Genomic DNA, 21145 nt, shown 5'->3' with positions numbered 1-21145 from the left:
GTTTTTTATTAACGTCGAAATAAATTCACCAGTAAACTCAATACCAAACTAACGATAATCATCGATACAATTGGAAAGTAAAAACGGGTGCGCCCCGACTCCACACGAATATCTCCCGGCAAGCGCCCGAACCAGCTGAATAACCCAGGGGAAAAGTGCAATAGCACCCCAACCAGCACTAAAATTATTCCTGCGATAATCAACCAGCGGGACATCTATTCGCCTCCCTACAGAGTGATTTAACGCCCTGACAGTTACCCTGGCGCACTGCCTGGACATTCCCCAGTGACTACTCTATCTATGCTCAATCCCGAGACAAATCGATAGAGGCCATGTGGTGAAATACCTCCTTAGTGTAGTTGTCACAATCTGCATCTTTTTTAGCACTGCTGCCAATAGTCAGGGTAATCCTTTGATTTCCCGGGGCACTATCCCGCTCGCCGAAGAGGTTACCCTTACTTCAATCGCCGGCCCACTTGAATACCCTTGGGGTATAACCAGCCTGCCCGATGGAAGTTTTCTTATCACCCAGCGCAGCGGACAACTCAGAATTGTAAAAGATGGAAAGTTATTGGCGAACCCTATCGAGTTTCCAGCAGAAATCTTGTTTCTTGGCCAAGGGGGCTTGCTTGATATCGCTGTGAGCCCCACCTTCCCTCAAGACCAGGTGCTCTACTTCAGTTATGCCATTGGCAATATGGACAGCAACCGACTTGCCATTGGTCGGGCTAAATGGGTTAACGGCAAGTTGGAAAACTTTGAAGAGATATTCAAGTCCGCGCAGGGTAAAAATAACGGCGCACACTTCGGTTCCCGGCTCGCCTTCCTACCTGATAAAACGTTGCTGGCTACCATTGGCGATGGCGGTAATCCCCCACAAGGATTTCTCGATATTTTTGCCAGGGAACAGGCCCAAAACCTGCAAACCCACTTCGGCTCTATTATTCGTATTAATGGGGACGGTTCCATTCCCGACGACAACCCTTTCAAAAACCAAGCAGATGCCCTGCCGCAAATCTGGAGCTTTGGCCACCGCAACCCCCAAGGATTGGTGATCGATCAACAAAGTGGGGAGATCTGGTCCTCCGAACACGGCCCCGCTGGAGGCGATGAATTGAACCGCCTCAAAGCTGGCAGTAACTATGGCTGGCCAAGGGTCACTTTTGGTCGGGACTATCGAGATGGCTCCAATATAGCCTTCAAAATCGAGGATCCAGAATTTACCTCGCCCGCACTGGCCTGGCTCGATACCCACGCCCCTGGAGGACTGGCATTCTATACCGGCAATGCCTTCCCCGAATGGAAAGGACGGCTTATTTCCGCCGGATTAGTTAGCGAAGATTTACGGGTCATTCAGATAAAAGATGATGCCGCTATTGGCGAGCTAAGGATACCTATTGGGGAGCGCGTACGCGACGCAGAAGTTGGCCAGGATGGCAGTCTTTACATATTGACCGATGGCCCCAAAGGCCGTTTACTGCGTATAGATCCAGCAAAACAATAACTCGAACTTCAAGATATTCGACTAGTTGGGGCGAGGTTCAAAAGTCGCCCTATAAGGCAAGCTATCTATGCGTTTTTTCCGCCCCCTTTCAGCCACTCTACTTATGGCCACCTCACTGTGTGTTCAGTCCACCACTCTGATTCACAATGTTTCCGGCTACCAAACTACTGATGATCAACTACTCACGTTCGATGCTTTAGCCTTTGATCAAGGTAAGGTACTGGCAACTGGAAGCTATCAACAGCTGGAAAAGCAATTTCCTACAGCCGATAGAATTGATGCGCAGGGTAAAACCCTACTCCCAGGCCTAATTGATGCCCACGGCCATATGCTGGGCCTGGGCCAACTCACCGGTGAATTGGACTTACGCGGTCACTCCCTTGCAGCAGCACTCTCAGCCATCAAGAAGTACGCCCGGGATCTGGGGCCCGACGAATGGCTATCGGGCCGTGGCTGGAACCAGGTTACCTGGCCCAACAAAGCTTTCCCAACCCGTAAACAACTGGATAAATTGGAAATCAAGCAGCCAATTTGGTTGCGCCGGGTCGATGGCCACGCAGGTTGGGCCAATTCCAGGGCCCTGGAGTTAGCGGGGATCAACAAGGAAACCCAATCACCAGATGGCGGTGAGATTCTACGGGATGAAAACGGCAACCCGACAGGCATCCTGATCGATAACGCCATGAGCCTGATGTACAAGGCGATACCCGCACCTACTTTAGCCCAGGAGAAAAAGAATCTACAAAATGCATTTACCACCGCTCTCTCCCTGGGATTAACCAGTGTGCATGATGCAGGTATCAGCGAACAGACCCTGAACGCCTACAGAGACCTGGCAAATAAGAAAGCCATCCCGTTGCGTATTTACCCCATGCTTTCAGTAGATAGCCACAACTATGCCCAGTTACTTCAGGCCGGGCATATTGGAGAGCCTTCGGACAGGCTGTATATGCGAAGCATCAAACTTTCCGCCGATGGCGCCTTGGGAAGCCGAGGCGCTGCCCTGCTGGAGCCCTACCACGACCGCCCTCAGGAAAAGGGGCTGCTGCTCTACCCGGAAGACAAAATGTTGGCTTTGCTCAAGCTGGCTACCGACAATAACTTCCAGGTTAACGTACATGCGATCGGCGACAGGGCTAACCATATCGTACTGAACCATTTGGAAACCCTAAACAAGGCAGAGAGCCAGGCTAGCTATCGTCATCGCGTGGAGCACGCCCAGGTTATTGAGGTGGAAGATATTCCGCGCTTCGCCCGGCTCAACCTGATTGCCTCTATGCAGCCCACTCACGCTACCAGCGATAAGAACATGGCCGGCGACCGCCTGGGGAATGAGCGCCTGATCGGCGCCTACGCATGGCAGACACTGCTGGAGCAAGGCACTCCCATCGCCGCAGGTTCCGACTTCCCTGTAGAACCTGCAAACCCGCTTTTCGGTCTACACGCCGCAGTTACCCGCCGCGACCGCCAGGGAGACCCCAGTAAAGGCTGGCGCACTGAAGAAGCTATGACTCTGGAGCAAGCCCTGCGCGCCTTTACCCTGGATGCAGCCTATGCCAGCCATCAAGAGAAAGTCATCGGCAACCTTGAAGCCGGGAAGTTCGCCGATTTTATTTTGCTGGATAAGGATATTTTTACGATGGCTCCCCAGGAGATCTGGAAAGTACAAGTTCTGGAGACCTGGGTTGAAGGAGAACAGGTATACCGTAAACCCCTGTAGCCAATCACTGACCTTCATTTTTCCCGCACTTCAAATCTGCGAATACCGGCGAAAGCCGGTATTCGCAGAAACAACGACTGCCCCATAATTCACTAAGAGCCTTGTATTGCGCTATTGCTATACTACTTTTTGTGGATACGAGAAAACTTTATTGATAAAGCGCATATAGGTTAACGCCTCAAATAGAAACCAAGTAGACCGCGCTATGAAATACATCCAAATACCCGTAAGCGATGCACCTTTATATCTTCTACTCGAAGCAGATCCCTCTAAGAAGAAAATAGACAGCTATTTACCTGAATCCTGGTGCTTCGCAGCAATTGATGCTGGCGTTGTGGAAGGTATATGCGTAGTAAAAGAAATTGATACCGCAATCGCTGAGATTTTCAATATCTCAGTTTCTCCTGAAATGCGACAGCAAGGGATTGGATCAAAACTGTTAAAGTTCTCTCTATCAGAGCTCATCACCAGGGGAGTTCATAGAGTTGAATTGAGCACCGGTACATTTGGTTACCAACTAACGTTCTACCAACGCCATGGGTTCAGGGTTGAAACCGTCATTAAAGATTATTTCTTACATAATTACGATCAGCCCATTATTGAAGATGGGGTACAACACAAAGATGCCTTAAGGCTACTATTAGAAATTACAAGACATACAAAAAATCAACAAAACTAAAAAACAACAAATCTTTTGACTAAGATTTATCCGTGAAATTGGTACATTCTTACTTTCTAAAAAAGATTCCCACTCACATCTTCACCAAGGCCAAAGCCCCAACCTTGAATTTTTACAGGAAAGCTTAATTGTCGCAATTGTCCTGAAATTATTAAAATGATATCAATCTAAACCATCATTCTAACTTGATAATTTTGAAAAGAACTGAGATTATCTTTTAGTAATCTAGACTATTAAGAGATTACAGGAAACCCACCTCATATAACGATTATCGAGCATAGGAAATATGCAAGCACTAAGAAAATTCTTAAATAGACTATTTTTTGGGTTAGGATTTAGCATAGCATGCCTTGGCACTGCTACTCCATTGAGTGCTTTCGCCGCAGAGAGAAAAGCTCCTCTTTGGAAAATGGGTATTGATAAACGTATAGAAGCCGCAACAGCAATCATTGCCACCGAATTTAAAGAGGGAGAAAATGGCAATTTGACGGAAATAGTCTCAGAAGTACTTAAATTGGACGATGGTGTCGATTTACATTTTAAAGTGGGTGATGTGTACAATGAAAAAATAGAAAACGAGGCCGGCATTCGAAAAAATAAAATTAGCGGGCAAATCATATTTATGGCTGGCAACCCCGCTAAGATGGTGATAGCTGGCTCCTATGCAGGTGATAAAATTGGCGGCATGTCGGGCCTCCCTATCAAGGTTCTCAAACAGAAAATAGAAGCGGAGCGCAATTAACCTGTAGAAATTTAGTTCTGCCTTATAGATCAATACTCACAGCATAAGCTCAGCAGAGATCCACAACCAAATCTAATAATCACATAAGGGCAATATTAACGGGCCAGCATGTCGATCGTGTATCCGCCCCTCCGGTGACGATCTAGATGACTCTAGTTAAAACCACTTTACTCCCCTGTCAAGGTAATCCTCTCCAAGTTGAATACTAGCGATAGGCTCCAAGTCGATGCATATGCGATCGGCGACGGAGCTAACCTTACCACCTCGATATAACCTACCCACGTTACTAGTAATAGTATCGCCCCACTATTGAAGGCGGAGTCCAACACAAAGACATATTGCGACTCTTACTAGATCTTACAAGTAGACGGTAGTAAAGCTATCGGCGGTGTAATAACTACCCTAAATAATAAACGTGCGCCTTTCAATCATCACTCTTCACACCGGGCTCCAAGTCGTCGTAACGCCATTCAGTTATAAGTGAAAATTTCCTTTCATCTAATCTAACTTTACCTGCCAAACATCAACATTAAACCACTCACCTTGAATACTGTATTTATAAACAGTAAACTTAAAGCGACCTAGAAAAAACCAAGGGAATACTATGCCAGTAAAGCATGAATGGCGAAAAAAAGAAAAATCTCTCTATCTCCCTAAAACTCAACCTGAAGTTATCGATATTCCTAAACTTAATTACATTACTATTCATGGAGAAGGCAGCCCTGCTGGGGAGGCATTCACGAACTGTATCGGTACCCTATATTCCTTGGCTTATGCCATCAAGATGCTTCCCAAAAAAACGGATGAGAAGCCGACTGGATACTTTGATTTTACAGTCTATCCATTAGAGGGAGTCTGGGACATCAATGAAAAGGCCAAAGAGAGTTATTCTGGGGAGATCAAAAAAGAAGATTTAATCTATAAGCTGATGATACGTCAGCCTGATTTTGTCGAGCTACCCTTTTTCAAGGAAATACTTAACTACGTTAAGAACAAAAAACCAAATCCATTACTGAATCAAGTTAACTTTGAGACTATTTTAGAGGGGAAGTGTGTACAAATGCTCCACTTAGGGAGATTTGAGGATGAGCCTATCAGCTTTGAGAAAATGGAAGCTTTTGCTAAAGATCAGGGCTTAAATCGCCTATCCAAGGTACACAAGGAAATTTATCTTTCAGACACAAGAAAAGTTGCACCGGAAAAATTGAAAACCGTATTAAGGTTTCGGGTTAGCTAAACAATGGCTTATTTTCACCCCCACAACCAACTTTTATCATCAGATCCCCCCCAGTATCCCAAACCCTATTTTAGTACCAGCTATACACTAACTCTTATCAAGAAACCCTCCAATTCTTAAAGCCATTTATTAAGTTATACACCGGGAATATATTCAAGGTGTTAATGTTTCCAGCTAAGTTAATTAGCGCCTGCGGCTAAACAAGTAAAAGAACTTCACAGAGGGTGAGATCAGAAACCAGCTGAAATACTCACAGACCAAGTTAAACCAATAAAAAAAGCCGCATCGAAGGATGCGGCTTTTTTGTCACGGGGACTATTGCTAATTAGTCCTTAACAGCTACCGTGCTCGCTTTCTTTTCAGGGATCGGGAAGCCACGATCGCGCATTAATGCTTCGATATTGGCATCGCGACCACGGAAAGAGCGGTAAGCGTCTGCCGGGTCCAACGCATTGCGAGGAGCGAACAAGTATTTCACCAGTCTCGCAGCTACTTCCTTATCGTAGAAGCCACCTTTGGACTCAGCGAAAGCCTCAGAGGCATCGGAGGTCAGTACGTCGGCCCACATGTAGCCGTAGTAGCTGGCCGCATAGCCTTCACCGGAGAAGATATGACCAAAATGAGGAGAGCGGTGACGCATCACCAGTTCATCCGGCATACCCAACTTCTTCAAAGTTTCACGTTCAAACTTGTCTGGATCGATACCTTCAGGATCAGCAGTGTGGAACTTCATATCCACCAGTGCAGATGCCAGGTACTCAGTAGTGCTAAAGCCTGAGTTGAACTTGGCTGCTTTCTTGATCTTTTTCACCAGATCCGCAGGGATCGGCTCACCAGTTTTGTAGTGCACCAGATAGTTATCGATTACCGCATCGGTAGACAACCAGCGCTCTAGCAGCTGAGACTGAAACTCAGTGTAGTCACGCACACCGCCATTTAAGGTCGGATAAGTAACGTTGGACGCAAGGAAGTGCAGCGCATGGCCAAACTCGTGGAAGAAAGTCTCTGCATCATCCCAGCTTACCAGTACAGGCTCACCGGGAGCGCCCTTGATAAAGTTGGAGTTGTTGGAAGAGAGAACGTTCTTCTTACCATCGAAAGTGGAGTGGTCGCGGTACATGGTTGCCCAGGCTCCAGAACGCTTACCCGCGCGAGCAAATGGGTCCAGGTACCAGAGGCCGATATGGTCGCCGCTCGTCTTATCGGTAACTTCCCAGACCTTAACATCTTCATGGAATACCGGTACTGAGCCTTCCTTCACTGGAGTGAACTCAAAATTGAACAGCTCTCCAGCCACATAGAACATGGCTTCACGCAGGTTATCCAGCTGCAAGTACTGTTTAACTTCATCGGAGTTCAGGTCGTACTTGGCCTTGCGAACTTTTTCTGCGTAGTAGCGGTAGTCCCAGGGCTCAATAGTGATATTGGCTTTTTCAGCATCAGCCACAGCCTGCATATCAGCCACTTCTTCTTTCACGCGACCAACTGCAGCCGGCCATACCGCTTCCATCAACTCCATGGCACGCTCAGGTGATTTGGCCATACGATCACGCAAGCGCCACTGAGCGTAGTTGTCAAAGCCTTGTAGGCCGACACGCTCATCGCGCAGCTTCAGGATTTCAGCGATAATGGCGTTGTTATCGCGCTCATCACCATTATCACCACGACTGTAGTAATTGGTCCAAATCTGCTTACGCAACTCGCGATTGTCAGAGTAAGTCAGGAAGGGATCCATGGAGGAGCGGGTATTGGTAATCGCGTACTTACCTTTTTCGCCCTTCTCTTCCGCCATTGCTGCCGCTGCGGCGACAAAGGAATCCGGTAGGCCGCCCAGCTGATCTTTTGTCAGGAAGATATCGTAACCTTCCTCATCAGCCAGTACATTGTTGGAGAACTTTGTATAGAGCTCCGCCAAGCGCTTGTTGATTTCTGCATAGCGCTCTTTCTTTTCCCCTTCCAGGGTGGCGCCATTGGTTGCGAACTGGGTATATACCAACTCGACTACGCGCTTCTGCTCAGCGTCCAGATCCATCGACTCACGCTGATCATAGATAGACTTGATGCGCTTAAAGAGGGCCTTGTTCTGGTAAATTTTGGACTCGTAGTCAGCCCACAGAGGTGCCAGTTCACGCTGGACCTTACGGAATTCCGGGGAGGACATATTGCCGGCCCAGATTCCATAATAAGAAGATGCACGACCCAACTCTGCACCACTGCGCTCCATCGGAACAAAAGTATTGGCGAAAGTAGGCTTGGCAGGATCGGCGGCGATGGCGTCCAGCTCCGCCAGATTCATCTCAATACCCTTCTCAATTGCGGGCTTGAGATCTTCAAGATTCATCTTGTCAAACGCAGGAACACCACCAAAAGGACCTGTCCACTCCGCCAATAGCATGTTGCTGGCGTGCTCCGGACTAACAGTCATGGACTTCTCGGCATTCACGGTATCTTTGACCACCTCAGCCTGTTGTGTCTTTTCACCACAACCGCCCACTACCGCAAGAGCTGCGGCCACGGATAGTGCGATCATTGTTTGACGCATCGGTATCTCCTCTAGGATAGAGCTTTGTAATAGTTTTAAGAGCGGGAGTTTAACCCCAGTTGGCCTATGCCCGCCAATACTACCGCCATTCTCAGCCAAGGCTGCGACAGAGTGAAGGAAATACACGACGACTTCCTTCAGCTTTGACCATATAGTCTAGGCGTCCCAGCTACCCACACCTCTCCTACTCAACGATCCCTTCTGAAGTAACCAAACCAGTAAATTCGACCCGAACCCCCTACCCGGTCAAAATCAGCTTATTTCCGTCACCGCTGGAATCTCACTTAAAACTCAACATAAATAAAGCCTTCAGCAGCCAGCGAATACAACTCCACACCTTTGCTTACCTTTTGAAAATAAAAGTGCGCTGTCTTGCAGCTAAAACTGAGCCTTTAAATCAGAGGAGTTTTGGAGCAGCAATCAAAATTTCACTTACAACAGTAAACGACCTATAAAGCCGCACCTAAACTCAACACAAACAAACACATTTAAATATATTTAGAAAAACCTATTCCCATTCATAATTAGGTGGAAACTTTTCTTCTACTCACAAAATCCTCTTCAACATAAAAGTCACGATTACTGGAAATATTTCCCCATAAGAAAATGCAATTAGCGACAATCCGTAAAATTATCAGAATATTTACCACATATATCAATGAAATTCGGAAATAAAGCCAACCACCTTATGCAATTTTTTATAATTATTTCCATTAAAAAATACTATTAAAACTTCAAAACAATATTTATCTAATCAAGACAGATCGGGCAATATTTAAACGAAAAGCAGGTGCTCTTTTTCAGGCACAAATAACAAATCCGGAAATCTGGCTTTTTATTTTATTTATACATTCGCTCAACTGATTAAAAGTTAGGGATAGACTCATGCAAAAGAAATCCATTTTACCACTTAGCGCAGCTATAGCCGTCTTATCAATGGGTATTGCCTCAGGCTCACAAGCTCAGGCGGTTAGCTGTGGTGACGTAATAACCTCTCCGACCACCCTCGACAGTGATTTAGTCTGCACTATTGCTGATGAATTTTCTGTCGCAATAGCAATTGAGGGACCATCTGGCAGCCTTTCAATGGGAGATTACAGTTTGACCTGTTCCACCAATGAATTTGGCACAGGTATTATTTTACTGGAAAGTGGCGCCCGGCTTAGCGGGGGTAGCGTAATCGGTTGCGGCGATGCTGTGACTGTTGGAGGGGATGGTAACCATTTTGTTACAGGTGTCACTATCACTGATTTTGGTGATGATGCTGTATATGTCGAAAGCGATTTCAATGTGGTCAGCAACATGACAATCACTGGAGATGGGTGGGATTCCGATGAAGGTATCGATATCCAGGGTAATAACAATCTAGTCAACAACAATCTAGTTGAAAATGCTGGTGACGAAGGTATTGAAGTTGCAGGAGACTACAATACGGTTACCTTTAACGAGGTCTATTTTTCAGGAAACGATGGCATTGAAATTGACGGTATTTTTGCAAATATCACCAACAACATATCCGCCTTCAATGGTAGCAGCGGTATTGAAATTGATAGTGACAACGGCACTATCTCTCTAAATAATGTTACTGATAACGAGGAAGGGGGAATCGACCTAGATCAAGGCGATAGCAATAGTATTGTCAATAACAACGTTGTTGATAATGGCACTTATGGAATATTTATTTCGGACGATGAACCTACCAACAATACGATTTCTGGTAATTTCTCTGAGGGCCAAACCTACGACTTATTTGATGCAGTTGACTTTGATTGCACAGGCAGTAATACCTGGCAAAACAATACATTTACCACATCTGATCCCTCTTGTTTAGATTAAATACTTGAGGGAATTTACAAGCAAGCAATTCAAGAACTTATAAATAGCCAACCTCCTTGTCAACCCACTTTAAACCTTAAGGCGATTCTCTTTCCCAAAAAGAGAATCGCTATTCAATTAAAATGTTGCGCACCCACAACCATTAATAAATAGTTTTACTGTCGACATTAGCAGACACTTAAATCCGTCTCAACAATAAGAGACCATATCCGACAGATTAAAAGATACAGACACCTTAAATTACTCCGCTAAATATTCTCAATAAAAAGATATCTACACTTATTAAATCTGTTAAAAGGAGTTAGACATGTTGTACCCCAACCATTACCTTCAAATTCTATCCGCGGCACTACTTTCTCTAGGTGCTTCCCTATCACCAAGCATAAACGCTGTAGAATGCGGCGATATCATTACAGAGCCCGCAACACTAACAGAAGATCTAACCTGTTCAATCAGTGACCCAAATAGCGCAGCTCTCACTATTCAAGGACCAAGTGGCAGCCTATATATGGCAGGATTCTCACTTACCTGTTCCGGACTGGATCAGTCAAACGGGATAGTCCTTACAGGCTCATCCGGTGAACTATCCACAGGCACAATTAATGGCTGTAACGACGCAGTAGTACTATCAGAAGGTGGGCTTCATACCGTATACGGCATCAATATATTACTTCCACTAGATGATGCCATTGTTGTAAGCAGTGATAGCAATATCGTCACAGGCAATTATACACTTGGTGACGGGAATGACTCAGATGATGGAATCGATATCAATGGTAACCTTAATTTTATTTCCCAAAACATTATTGAGTTATCCGGTGACGAGGGTATGGAAGTTGACGGCACTTCCAATACAATAATCGGCAATACTATTACTGGGTCCGACGGTGATGGAGTCGAATTAGATGGGGATTTTTCAATCTTTGTTTCGAACATTGTACAAGACAATGACAATACAGGTATTGAAATTGAAGGAAGCTCATGCACCGTTTCGAATAACACAATAGTAGAAAATGGATCTTCTGGAATTTCATTAGAATTTTCCGCATCCAACAATGGCATCAGTCAAAATACCAGTAGTGACAATGGAGCTTACGGTATATTAGTTATCGGTGTTAACGCCATTGGCAATAACATTGTCTTTAACACTGCCACAGGAAACGGCTTATTCGACCTTGAAGATCTTTTTGAGAGTGAGGATTGTAGCGTTAACAATAACCTTTGGTCAGGCAACACCTTCACATCCGCGGAGCCAAGCTGCCTTGAATAAACCCTAAGTTACGTCTGCCGGGGTTATTAGCCTTTAAACTAAGGCAATAACCCCGCCCCCCTTTACTGCCAATGCTACTATTTCAGGTCGGCATTACCCCCTTTTCAAATTAACTTTCAGAGACAACGGCATCCATCTCAATCTCCACTAACCAATTAGAGTCAATAAACCCCTTAACCTCCACAAAAGTACAGGCAGGGCGAATATCTGAAAACAGTTCCCCATGTGCCCTGGCCGCATCTTCCCAGCGCTTTATATCAACTAACATAATCCGGGTTCTAATAACGTCAGGCAGATGTCCACCAGCCTCCTTCAGAGCAGCGACAGCAATATCCAAGCAGAGTTTGGTCTGGCCATAAACATCACCGATAAAGGCAGTTTTGCCCTCTGATATAGGAGCGGTCCCCGATATAGCGATTTGCCCCCCGATCCTACAGGCTCTTGAAAACCCTATGGGATTCTCAAGGTATGAACCGGAACTTACCAATTTTCTCACTTTAACTCCTTCTAACGAGTAAATACGGCTATTTTATTTCCATCCAAATCCCTAAAATAGGCCCCATAAAAAGATTCCGAATTCCTATAGCCTGGATCACCTTCAGATGTCCCTCCAAGTCCAAGCGCTATAGAAAAAATCTTATCGACTTTATCAATACTGCCAACGTTAAGGGCTAACATTGTACCGTTACCAATACTCGCCGGCTTTTCATCATAGGGAGCAGTAACAGCAAGTTTTGTGGAGGAGCCTTTAAACTGCCAGAAAATAACTGTATCAGAGCGATAAACTTCCTCCGCAGCAATAGGGGCTAAAATCTTGCAATAAAACAGCCCCGCCCTAGGCAAGTTATTTGTACCTAATGTTATATGAGAAATCATGTCGTAAAGCACCCTATTGGGAATAGTAAAACCTAAGATTTTATGGTCTAACCGCTAAAGCAACTACTGTATTTCAAAGGTTTCAATCCGTGATCAGGTCTCTATTTAGTGAGAACGGCACCTCCAGATAATTGCCCCTACCTAAATTCTACAAATTCCCAGTAGTCAACGGGCAGGTCTCATATTGGCATAGCTGGTGATCAGGACCGAACTCAAATCGGCCTTTAATTTCATTTAAATACTCCAACAGTGCCGAGACTCTCTTGGGCTTATTGACTCCGGGCCGATAGACTACATAAATTGGCATAAATATCGCGTGCCATTCGGGAAATATTCGTATTAACTCCTGCTTCTCCAACTCACAGATCATGCTGTTAACCGGAATTTGAGCTATTCCCACCCCGCCAGCAGCAGCCCTTTTTGCCGTTTCTGGATTGCCACAATGGAAGTTACTTCGCACTTCGATAGATTCCGTTTTGTTTTCGGATACTAGAGTCCAAAAAGCAGACTCAGGGGCAGTCCCGGCTGTAATACAATTGTGCTGCCTGAGCTCCTGGGGTGACTCAGGTATTCCGTACTCCCTTAAATAGTCCGGACTGGCTACCAGAACCTGAGTCGTATACCCGATTTCTTTCGCCACCAAACGGTCATCGGCGATCTGCCCGACACGAATTGCCAGGTCTATACCCTGAATAAACAGGTCATCAAAAGTGTTGGATAGCTCCAGCGAGATTTGGGCTTTCGGCCACTGCTGGAGAAATGGAGGGAAAATATACTGGGCCAGGTAGCTCCCCATGGCCGGGGGGGCCGATACACGCAGCAACCCCTGTACTTGCTGCTCTATCTCCCGCACATCCTCGCGCAAGGATTTAAACTCCTCCACCAGTAAAGAGGCCCGGCGAAGGGTAACCCGGCCCGCATCAGTAATCTCAATTTTCCGTGTAGAGCGCTCCAGCAGCTTGGCTTGCAGTTGCTCTTCCAGCTTCGAAATGGCTTTGCTCACTGTAGATTTGGGCAGTCCCAGCTCCTCGGCACACTGGGTGAGACTCAGCAGTCTGCAAGTGGTCACAAAGATTGATAAAGTTCGAAAGTCTATAGTTTCCAAATCGCGAACAATCAATTTCCAAACACCTTATTGTTTCCAATAAGCTGTGAGCTTAGTCTGTGCGCCATCGATAGACAACTGCTTTTCGTGACAACATTGAGGCACACAAGATGACTGCGACACAGGATCTGTTTACAGGTATTCAATTAGGTGATGTGAAGCTTGCCAACCGTGCGGTGATGGCCCCCTTGACCCGCGCAAGAGCTGAAAACCACGTACCTACCCCTTTAATGGCTGAGTACTATGCACAGAGGGCTGGCGCCGGCCTGATTATTGCCGAGGCAACTATGGTGGCAGAGGGAACTTCAGCCTTTATTTCTGAGCCAGGTATCTACTCCCAGGAACAGATCGAAGGCTGGAGACAAGTGACTGACGCCGTTCACGAGAGAGGCGGCAAGATATTCCTGCAACTTTGGCACGGTGGGCGAGCCAGTCACCCCGATCTGAATAATGGCACAACGCCGGTTGCAGCCAGCCCAATCGCCATTGACGATACGGTTCACACACCGGACGGAAAAAAACCTTACACCACCCCAAGACCCCTTGAAACTGTGGAGATCCCAGGAATTATCGCGGCTTTTAAACAGGGAGCAATCAATGCTAGAGATGCTGGCTTCGATGGAGTTGAGGTTCATGGTGCAAACGGCTATCTCTTGGACAGTTTTTTGCGGGATGGCTCAAACCTTAGAACAGACGAGTACGGTGGGTCTTTAGAGAATCGTGCACGCTTGCTGTTTGAAGTTCTGGAAGCCGTTATCGAAGTTTGGGGCTCCGGCAAAGTTGGATTGCGAACTTCTCCCCTAAACGGATTCAACAGCATGCGCGATAGCGATCCTGAGGGACACACTCGCTGGTTTGCATCAAAATTGAATGAATATAATTTGGCCTACTGGCACTTGATGCGAGCCGACTTCCTCGGCGAGCAACTCGGAGATGTATTGACTCCAGCAAGGGAACTGTATCAGGGCAATCTGATTGGCAATATGGGGTACGGGCGAGATGAGGCCAATACAGCCATTGGGCAGCAGCAAGTAGATGCGGTTGCCTTCGGCGTTCCATTCCTGGCGAACCCGGACCTGCTAAAGCGTTTTAAAGCCGATGCGAGCTTAAATGAAGCAGACCCAAACACCTTCTATACCGGTGGCGCAAACGGATATACCGATTACCCCACAATGCCCTAACCTTTAAGGAGTAAGCAGCTAGGTCGCCTTAAGCGGGCGACCTGCTTTCCGTACTCGGAGCACCAGCAGTCTCGGAGCGGATCTTCACGTTATTAATCAGTGAGACCAGTACAAAACTCAGCAGCATCAGTAGATACCATGAACTGAGCTTCGCCAGAGATACCATTTGCCATTCATGGGATTGATTAGGGTAAATCCATATATTTGCAAAAGTAGCAATGTTTTCAGCAAACCAAATAAACAGTGCTACCAGCAACCACCCCAAAAGAAGCGGCATAGAGCGATGCTTTTCAACGACCTTAAAGTAAATATTGGTTCGATAAAACATTAACACTGTTCCCGCTAGTAATGCCCAGCGGAAATCCCAGATATAGTGATGTGTAAAGAAGTTGGCATAGATAAGCACAACCAGAACAACTGTCAGCAATTTCGATGGATAGTGAGAGTATTCAAATTCAAAAATTCGCCACACTCGAGCAATATAACTGCCCACTGCGCTATACATGAATCCTGTAAACAGTGGCACATTAGCAATCCCAAAGAAATACTCTTCCGGGTAACTCCATGAGCCAATAGCGTCAGATGTCTTAAATATCTCCATGACGGTCGCAACGACATGAAATACGACAATAACTATTGACTCCCTGAATGTTTCCAGTTTTGTCGCTAGAAGAAAGACTTGAAAGGCTATGGCAGCCAGAAAAATAAAGTCATACCGGTGAATCGATTCCAGTGGATACCAATAGTTGGTGACAATCATAATTCCCAGCAAGAAGCCACCGAAAATACAGGCATAAGCCTGCCTCAAGCCAAACAACCAGAACTCACGAATATATCGTTTCAAATCCACACTTGATAACACTGCAAACAACACCTAAGTGGAAAATTTCTGTGGCTTCAAGCCTATCGATTCCAATACCTTTCTATCTTTAGAAAAAACTATCTGACATTTATGTTTTTAAATCCAAACTCTTTACTCCCGGCCTTAAAGCCGAGATTCAAGATTTCAGTATAGTTCTCAGGGACTTCAAAAAACACGATTTCCAGCTCGGCCTCAGAACCGCGGGGAAGCTCCAGATATACCATTCCCCTCACTTCCTGCCCACCCCTAAATGCCTCATACTCCTTGAAGACAGCGCCATCTTTCATAATCAGGCGCCAGGAGGAAAGCCTTACTTTTTGCCGACTTCTCCGATTAGTCACGGTCATACGGCACTGCACTGTACCGCCCTGCCTTACACAATTATTGTGATGAATCTCGACCCCTTGCAGGTAAACAGCACCACCTTCAGAAGTCGTTTTTGGAAGACCCGCAACAAAATCCGGACTATGATACTCCTTCCCCAGAATAAAAAATGAAAAACAAGAGATCGAATAAGCCAAAACCACAACCACACCAAATAGGTAGCGATTTTTTAAGTAGCTCCAAATACAAAGAGATAGAGAAGTGCACACAATCACAATAGCCATAAAGGCTACAAAATACTCAGGGCGCCATATGCCGTATAGGTAAATCATGGGCTCAGGAAATAGATACTGGGTAAGTGCCCATAACACTGCTACTACTGCCGACAATACGCCGAATATTTTTGCAGCAAAAAACTTCCTGCGACTGACTGAGTAATGTCCCTTTACCATATCTGTCATTTTGCTCTATCCCTATACAACCAGCGTCAGGCTGATTAGCTAGCACTGCTGACAAGTCACTTAAGCTTCAAGCCAGCGCAAAATGGTACATGATACAGATTTAAAGACCGAAATCGATTACACCTTATTTCTAAACCTATCCTGGCATAATCGATCAAAACTTAAACACCACACTCTTCAACAAGCTTGTAGCGCCCTTCTCGGAATTTGAATATGACTCAATTATATTGAAAATATAGTCATACTAGTTATAGTGAGGAGAAAAGTCAGGGAATTCACCAGAAAGGGAATGGCGGGAAGCCAAACCCTTTGTCAATAAAGAACTCGATCTACTGAGCCCCTACCGCACTCTGGTAGTCCATATATGCAGGTAATGCGACTGCAGCAAGAATACCCAAAATAGGAATTATCAACAAACAAACACCCCAAACAGACCACTTTTTCTGGACAGAATTAAAATGCTCAAGGCTTTCCCATTGCTTATTTTTCCAGGCGAGTTCGCGCCCCTTAATTCCCAGGTAAATAGCAACAATTAACCCAATATAAGGTATAAAAGCCAGCAAACCGATATAGCTTTTGTTAAATATAGCCCATATCCAATTTAAGAGAAAAGCACCCCAACTCCAACCTTTAACTCCCTCTGGAATGACGTCGCTTTTCTGTCCAGAATTATTAACAGCATCAGTACTCACATCCGAGGTTGGTGCCACATACGGATTGGTCATAACTTCCCCCAACTTTCACTTTATAAATAGAATAAATACAGCAAGGTAAAGTCACCCAAATAAAGGAGGGAGACAGCCTCTCATCAGATTATTCAAGGCCCCTGCACAGGCCATGAATTCTAATTGGCGGGTATTAACAGCGCAATAGCTCATCCCGATAAATGCGAGTCAGCGCACGCACAACCAGCTAATATAGCAGCCTCCAAGAATAGCTTGTCAAACAGAAACTAATCATCGCTACTGCAAGAACTGCCACTCGAACTACTGCCAGAATTACTATCGTACCAACCATCATCCTCATCGCTACTGGAGGAACCGAACCATCGTGCCATCAAACCTATACCAAATACGACTAGCATTATCGCGTAAACATCGATTTCTACTGTAATTCCCCGGTAAATACCAAGGCCAACAAGACATAACCCCAACAAAAACTCGATAGTTCGCACCATTACCCCACCCTACAATTTTACTTTTACAAAAATTGACAGAATAAACTATCAAATATTATCAACAATGTCGTTTAAGGGATATCCATCCCCTAATCTAATAAATGAGGTGGCTTTAATTGATACTTAAATACTTTCAGTTGAAGTAAAACCTGGAGAATGTTCAGCTTGAATGACTTAACTGTAATAGGAGCAGCTCCTCACATACAGTCTGACAAATATAGAATACTGATTTAGACGGAGTTTCAGTCGAGAGAAATGAAAACCTCTCATTCGAGCCAAAGGCTCAAGATAAGAGGTTTTACATTCAGAATTTCTTAATTAAAGAGAACAGCCAATTAAGCGATTCGACCAGCGCGCAACCATTCAGAAACACAAAACGCCAGTTCTAACACCTGATCGGCATTTAGTCGCGGATCGCATTGGGTGCGGTAGCAACTGGCGAGGTCTGCTTCAGAAATTTTCCAAGCTCCACCGGTGCACTCAGTGACATGCTGCCCGGTCATTTCCAGATGGATACCGCCGGGATGGCTTCCCTCGGCCCAGTGTACCGAGAAAAAGTCGCGAATTTCCCGCAGGATTTTTTCAAAATCGCGAGTTTTATAGCCGTTACCCGCTTTAACGGTATTGCCATGCATGGGATCAGTGCTCCATACCACCGAGCGCCCCTCCGCTTGAATGGCGCGCACCAATGCAGGCAATTTTTCTCCCAAAGTATCGGCGCCCATACGGGTAATCAGTGTAAGGCGACCTGCATCGTTCTCGGGGTTGAGCTTATCGATCAAACGCAGCAGCTCATCCGGCTGCATCTTTGGACCAACTTTCACCCCAATCGGGTTGCAAACACCGGAGAGAAACTCCACATGGGCGCCATCCAGTTGCCGAGTGCGTTCACCAATCCACAGCATATGTGCGGAGCAGTCATACCATTTTCCAGTAAGGCTATCGGTTCGTGTCAGTGCCTGCTCGTATTCAAGCAATAGCGCTTCATGAGAGGTGTAGAGTGAAGTCTCACGAATTGCGGGAGAGTTCTCTGAGGTAACACCACATACCGCCATAAACTCTAAAGCTTCCTGAAGGCGTTCCGCCAGCTGGGCATATTTTTCCCGCTGAGGATTATTCTTCAGGAAGCTGAGATTCCATTTGTGCACCTGATGCAGATCGGCCAATCCCCCCTGGGCGAAAGCTCGCAGTAGGTTCAGGGTGGCAGCCGATTGATTATAAGCAGTTACCATCCGCTGTGGATCAGGTATGCGCGCTTCAGCGGTAAAATCAATGCCGTTGATAATATCGCCACGGTAGCTGGGTAGTTCTACTCCGTTCACTGTCTCGGTATTTGCTGAACGGGGTTTGGCATATTGGCCGGCCATTCTCGCAACTTTCACCACCGGCAGGTTACCGGCAAAGGTGAGTACGACAGCCATCTGCAACAATACCTTGAAAGTATCGCGAATGCGGTTTGCATTAAAATCGGCAAAAGATTCAGCACAATCACCGCCCTGCAAAAGGAAGGCTTTCCCCTCGGCAACCTGAGCCAGCTGACGGCGCAGCTCGCGAGCCTCTGCCGCAAAAACCAGGGGCGGATGACCAGAGAGCTGTTTAGCCACCTGGGCAACATCTTCGGCAGACGTGTATTGGGGCTGTTGATGTGCGGTGAAGTTTCGCCAGCTCTGGGGGGTCCAAATTTGGGTGGGGGATTCGGGCACTGGGACTCCTAGCTCAACTTCCATCTTTCACTCTTACTTCTAAAGGATAAATCTTAAGGGTGAGCATATTGCTCACCCCCAAATGTGCCGAATTTACAGCACGCTGGCAACAGCCTTACAGAAGTATTCCATATTATTGGAACTCAGGCCGGCAATACTGATGCGACTCGAGTCCACCATATAAATGGAATAGTCCTTTTGCAGCTGTTGTACCTGTTCGGGATTGATACCCAGGAATGAGAACATCCCTTTCTGCTGGCGGATAAAGCCAAACTCACCGGCAGCACCCGCTGCGGCGAGCCCTTCTACCAATCCAGCACGCAAACCGTTAATGCGCTCGCGCATCTCGGTCAGCTCAGCTTCCCAGTTCGCTTTCAGTCCCGCATCAGTAAGAATAGATTCTACAATGGCAGCACCGTGGGAAGGTGGCATGGAATAGTTGCCACGAATAGCGCTCAGCAACTGGCTATGGCCTTTATCGGCGGCTTCACCATTCGCATAAATCACCATAGCCAGGCCGACACGTTCGCGATAGAGGCCAAAATTTTTCGAGCAGGAAGCCGCGACCAGCATTTCTGGAACAGATTCAGCCATCAAGCGCAGGCCGTAGGCATCATTTTCCAGGCTCTCGCCAAAGCCCTGATAGGCCATATCGATAAACGGCGTGAAGCCCTGCTTTTGCGCCATTTCCGCCAACACTTTCCACTGCTCGCGGGACAGATCCGCACCACAGGGGTTATGACAGCAGGCGTGGAAAAGAACAACATCGCCCTCACCCACATCCTTCAGAGTCTCGACCATTTTGTCGAACTGCAAACTGCTGGTAGCGCGGTCGTAGTATGGGTAGCTCTTAATTTGCAAGCCCGCATTACCCAGAAGCGGCACATGGTTAGCCCAAGTGGGGTCACTCACCCACACGGTTGCCCCAGCTTTGGCGCGATTAATCAATTCCGCCAGAACTCTTAAAGCACCACATCCACCGGGAGTTTGAGCTGAGCGAACGCGACCGCCCACCAACGCGGGGTGCCCGGCACCCAGTACCAGCTCCTGCATGACTGTGTTGAAACCTGGAGTTCCGGCCGGGCCGATATAGGCCTTGGTTTCCTCACCCTGCAATAAGCGGGTTTCGGCTTCCTTGACGGCTTGCAAGACAGCGGTATGGCCTGCCTCATCTTTGTAGACGCCCACACCGAGATCAATTTTGCTGGGGTTTTCATCCGCGCGGTAGCTGGCCAAAAGGCCCAAAATCGGATCTGGCGGAAGGCTGTTTAAATGCTCAAACATCTGAAAACTCCTCTTAGTTATCTCATTTATTCATCAACGAGGCCGCGCTCAGACCATTCCTTCGCGCGCACCATTAACTTATCAATAATGCTATCCAGTTGTTCCCGCTCCTCAGTGGATAGGGATGCCATCAAGTCATTCTCGTACTGATGGGCCAGCGGCACTATGCGAGCATAAATATCACGCCCCAGCTCCGACAGGTTCAGCACTTGCCGGCGCCGGTCACCAGGATCTTCACTGCGTGTAATGTAGTCATTCTTTAACAGGGAAGAGACGGCCCGACTGATTGCCACCTTGTCCATCGCCGTCTGCTCAACCAGCTCGGCGGCAGATAAATCGGGAAAACGGCCCAGAATTGCCATCACCCGCCAAGCGGGAATGGTGAGGTGGAAGCGCGCACCATAAGCTTGCGCAATAGCATTACTCACTCGGTTGGAAAGTACCGAGAGGCGGTAGGGTAAGAACTTTTCGAGGCGCAGCTCGTCGTTCTCAACAACGGTGGGTCGCGTGTTTTGTTCGATTGTCATAGCTGCCCTCAAACCTGCCTGCTCGGGTGTCCCGGTTGTACCTGTTACTCAATTTAACTAACATTGGTTTCAATTGTAACCACTATCGGCACAAATACTTTCTGGAAAAGTTACC

Annotated in this window: 20 protein-coding genes; 8 read left to right on the top strand and 12 right to left on the bottom strand. The window is 46.6% G+C overall.

The genetic code is table 11. The features are described 5' to 3' along the window. Positions 1–8: 8 nt before the first annotated feature. Positions 9–215 carry a DUF2905 domain-containing protein gene (locus tag ACJJIM_RS06315; protein WP_282933328.1) on the bottom strand — a complete coding sequence of 69 codons (207 nt, stop codon included), beginning with the start codon at positions 213–215 and terminating at the stop codon, positions 9–11. A gap of 122 nt (positions 216–337) precedes the next feature. On the opposite strand from ACJJIM_RS06315, the gene ACJJIM_RS06310 reads away from it, so the two are divergent. The 5 genes from ACJJIM_RS06310 (at position 338) to ACJJIM_RS06290 (ending at position 5882) form a co-directional block, all read left to right on the top strand. Continuing rightward, entirely contained in the window at positions 338–1504 is a 1167-nt protein-coding gene (locus ACJJIM_RS06310) for a PQQ-dependent sugar dehydrogenase (RefSeq protein ID WP_444912698.1), read from the top strand. A gap of 67 nt (positions 1505–1571) precedes the next feature. Further along, complete coding sequence (locus ACJJIM_RS06305; protein ID WP_444912697.1) at positions 1572–3224, top strand: amidohydrolase; 1653 nt, start codon at positions 1572–1574, stop codon at positions 3222–3224. A gap of 205 nt (positions 3225–3429) precedes the next feature. Beyond that, positions 3430–3903, top strand: a complete 474-nt coding sequence (locus tag ACJJIM_RS06300; RefSeq protein WP_413665255.1) for a GNAT family N-acetyltransferase — start codon at positions 3430–3432, stop codon at positions 3901–3903. A gap of 286 nt (positions 3904–4189) precedes the next feature. Continuing rightward, positions 4190–4645, top strand: a complete 456-nt coding sequence (locus tag ACJJIM_RS06295; RefSeq protein ID WP_444912696.1) for a hypothetical protein — start codon at positions 4190–4192, stop codon at positions 4643–4645. A 604-nt stretch (positions 4646–5249) separates the two neighbouring features. Next, positions 5250–5882 carry a GyrI-like domain-containing protein gene (locus ACJJIM_RS06290; protein WP_413665253.1) on the top strand — a complete coding sequence of 211 codons (633 nt, stop codon included), beginning with the start codon at positions 5250–5252 and terminating at the stop codon, positions 5880–5882. Between the two features lie 325 nt (positions 5883–6207). On the opposite strand, the gene ACJJIM_RS06285 is transcribed toward ACJJIM_RS06290, so the two are convergent. Then, on the bottom strand, positions 6208–8424 hold the full coding sequence (locus ACJJIM_RS06285; protein WP_413665252.1) for a M3 family metallopeptidase: 2217 nt from the start codon (positions 8422–8424) through the stop codon (positions 6208–6210). An 885-nt stretch (positions 8425–9309) separates the two neighbouring features. On the opposite strand from ACJJIM_RS06285, the gene ACJJIM_RS06280 reads away from it, so the two are divergent. Next, positions 9310–10260, top strand: a complete 951-nt coding sequence (locus tag ACJJIM_RS06280) for a right-handed parallel beta-helix repeat-containing protein (protein ID WP_413665251.1) — start codon at positions 9310–9312, stop codon at positions 10258–10260. A gap of 307 nt (positions 10261–10567) precedes the next feature. Continuing rightward, positions 10568–11530, top strand: a complete 963-nt coding sequence (locus tag ACJJIM_RS06275; RefSeq protein ID WP_413665250.1) for a right-handed parallel beta-helix repeat-containing protein — start codon at positions 10568–10570, stop codon at positions 11528–11530. A 109-nt stretch (positions 11531–11639) separates the two neighbouring features. On the opposite strand, the gene ACJJIM_RS06270 is transcribed toward ACJJIM_RS06275, so the two are convergent. The 3 genes from ACJJIM_RS06270 to ACJJIM_RS06260 form a co-directional block, all read right to left on the bottom strand. Then, a complete protein-coding gene (locus ACJJIM_RS06270; protein WP_413665249.1) occupies positions 11640–12026 on the bottom strand; it encodes a RidA family protein in 387 nt (128 codons plus the stop codon). Between the two features lie 11 nt (positions 12027–12037). Then, complete coding sequence (locus ACJJIM_RS06265) at positions 12038–12406, bottom strand: VOC family protein (protein ID WP_413665248.1); 369 nt, start codon at positions 12404–12406, stop codon at positions 12038–12040. Between the two features lie 148 nt (positions 12407–12554). Continuing rightward, a complete protein-coding gene (locus tag ACJJIM_RS06260; RefSeq protein ID WP_413665247.1) occupies positions 12555–13526 on the bottom strand; it encodes a LysR family transcriptional regulator in 972 nt (323 codons plus the stop codon). Positions 13527–13621: 95 nt separating this feature from the next. Between ACJJIM_RS06260 and ACJJIM_RS06255 the strand changes: the two genes are divergently transcribed. Continuing rightward, on the top strand, positions 13622–14692 hold the full coding sequence (locus tag ACJJIM_RS06255; protein WP_413665246.1) for an alkene reductase: 1071 nt from the start codon (positions 13622–13624) through the stop codon (positions 14690–14692). A gap of 28 nt (positions 14693–14720) precedes the next feature. Here the strand turns inward: ACJJIM_RS06255 and ACJJIM_RS06250 are convergent, their stop codons facing one another. The 7 genes from ACJJIM_RS06250 to ACJJIM_RS06220 form a co-directional block, all read right to left on the bottom strand. Further along, the gene (locus tag ACJJIM_RS06250) at positions 14721–15536 is read right to left on the bottom strand and encodes a DUF817 domain-containing protein (RefSeq protein ID WP_444912695.1); all 816 of its coding nucleotides are present in this window, start codon (positions 15534–15536) and stop codon (positions 14721–14723) included. 95 nt (positions 15537–15631) lie between these two features. Continuing rightward, complete coding sequence (locus ACJJIM_RS06245; RefSeq protein WP_444912694.1) at positions 15632–16162, bottom strand: hypothetical protein; 531 nt, start codon at positions 16160–16162, stop codon at positions 15632–15634. 506 nt (positions 16163–16668) lie between these two features. Beyond that, the gene (locus ACJJIM_RS06240; protein WP_444912693.1) at positions 16669–17076 is read right to left on the bottom strand and encodes a hypothetical protein; all 408 of its coding nucleotides are present in this window, start codon (positions 17074–17076) and stop codon (positions 16669–16671) included. Between the two features lie 215 nt (positions 17077–17291). After that, positions 17292–17516: a hypothetical protein gene (locus tag ACJJIM_RS06235; RefSeq protein WP_444912692.1), complete on the bottom strand. Its 225-nt coding sequence runs from the start codon at positions 17514–17516 to the stop codon at positions 17292–17294. A gap of 335 nt (positions 17517–17851) precedes the next feature. Beyond that, positions 17852–19243, bottom strand: coding sequence for a class II 3-deoxy-7-phosphoheptulonate synthase (locus tag ACJJIM_RS06230; RefSeq protein ID WP_444896762.1), 1392 nt, complete (start codon positions 19241–19243; stop codon positions 17852–17854). 69 nt (positions 19244–19312) lie between these two features. Next, complete coding sequence (locus tag ACJJIM_RS06225) at positions 19313–20503, bottom strand: amino acid aminotransferase (RefSeq protein ID WP_444912691.1); 1191 nt, start codon at positions 20501–20503, stop codon at positions 19313–19315. A gap of 26 nt (positions 20504–20529) precedes the next feature. Then, a complete protein-coding gene (locus tag ACJJIM_RS06220) occupies positions 20530–21030 on the bottom strand; it encodes a MarR family winged helix-turn-helix transcriptional regulator (protein WP_282933355.1) in 501 nt (166 codons plus the stop codon). Between the last annotated feature and the right edge of the window lie 115 nt (positions 21031–21145).

The sequence above is a fragment of the Microbulbifer maximicatervae (SeqCode) genome (assembly GCF_052467615.1).
The sequence above is the reverse complement of the archived record's forward strand: the minus strand, read 5'-3'. Positions and strand labels throughout refer to the sequence as shown.